The sequence below is a fragment of the Aeromonas sp. HMWF015 genome (assembly GCF_963878965.1).
Lineage (GTDB): Bacteria > Pseudomonadota > Gammaproteobacteria > Enterobacterales > Aeromonadaceae > Aeromonas > Aeromonas veronii.
This window is the reverse complement of the sequence record NZ_CAWNZT010000152.1, coordinates 1-1366: the sequence shown is the minus strand read 5'-3', so window position 1 is coordinate 1366 and position 1366 is coordinate 1. Positions and strand designations below refer to the sequence as shown.

Here is a 1366-nt window from a genome sequence, read left to right as displayed (position 1 = left end):
CCCGCCGCTGGTACGCAATGAGGTGAGCACATCAGGTCGTCACGGTGGCAGCACTGCCGCCGTCAACGTGGCCACCTGCCCGGCCGGTCGCCCCTAAGCAACCCGGGTTGACCCCCTAAACAAAAGCCACACCAACCGGTGTGGCTTTTTTATTTCTCTTGTCCCGTCCTGAATATGGTTTACACCTTCCCCCCCAATAAATGGAGAACCCGATGGGACAAGGTGTGAAACGGACGCAGCGCGATTACTCGCTGACTTTTAAACTGGCGCTGGTCGAGCAGATTGAAAAAGGCGAGCTCACCTACAAACAGGCTCAGGTGCGTTATGGCATTCAGGGCCGCTCCACTGTTCTGGTATGGTTGCGTAAACATGGTCGGCAAGATTGGAGCCAGGGGGCTTCTGTGCGTGCCGGCAGGAGCATCACCATGCCTGACCCTGACAACCAGACGCCCGAACAGCGCATCAAGGAACTCGAGCAGCAGCTGGCGCTGATGAGTCAGAAGGCCCAGTTCTTTGAGGCCGTCGTCGATGTACTGAAGAATGACTACGGCGCCTCCATCGTAAAAAAGCGACCCGGCAAGTCCTCTCGCAGCGGCAAGTCGAGAGGCTGACCATTGTCAGGGCTTGCCTGTTTCTGGGGATAAGCCGGCAGGCTTACTAAAAGCGCAATCGGGTCGTCGACGAGCGCCATGCACAGGGATTGCAGGTGGTGCGCTTTGTGCGTCAGGTTCGACTGCGACAACCTCGGGTGGGCACTCGCAAGCTGCATTATCTGCTGCAGGGTCAGGAGGATGGCGGGCTCAAGATAGGGCGTGACAGGCTGTTTCGGATATTGGCCGAGCACCGCCTGCTAGTGCAGCCTAAGCGGGCGTATCACAAGACCACCCACAGTTTTCACCGTTTCTACAGTCATCCCAACTTGCTCCAGGCGGGGCCAGAGCAGGTCACACCGGTGGCCCCGGAGCAGGTCTGGGTCGCAGATATCACTTATCTGCCAGCCAGGAGTGGGCCACTGTACCTGAGCCTGGTGACGGATGCCTACTCACGCAAGATAGTGGGCCATCACGTGCACGAAGGAATGCATGCCGAGTCGGTGGCGATGGCGTTCAAGAAAGCGCTGAAGCAACGGCGTGGCGGCGGTGAACTCATCCATCACTCGGACCGCGGCGTGCAGTATTGCTCGGGGGTGTATCAGTCATTACACGAACGGTACGGGGTGAAATGCTCGATGACGGATGGCTATGACTGTTACCAGAATGCGTTGGCGGTGCAGGTAAGCGGGATTTTGAAGGGAGTGTTTGCTTTCTCCTTAATGCCAGTCAGTTAAGCCTGACTGGCATTGTTTTTATTGGCTTTTTGCACTGCA

Annotated in this window: 1 pseudogene; it reads left to right on the top strand. The window is 57.3% G+C overall.

What is annotated here, in order from left to right:
• Positions 1–212 precede the first annotated feature (212 nt).
• Positions 213–1294: pseudogene (locus tag AACS18_RS07790) on the top strand (IS3 family transposase); the annotation flags it as partial.
• Positions 1295–1366 lie beyond the last annotated feature (72 nt).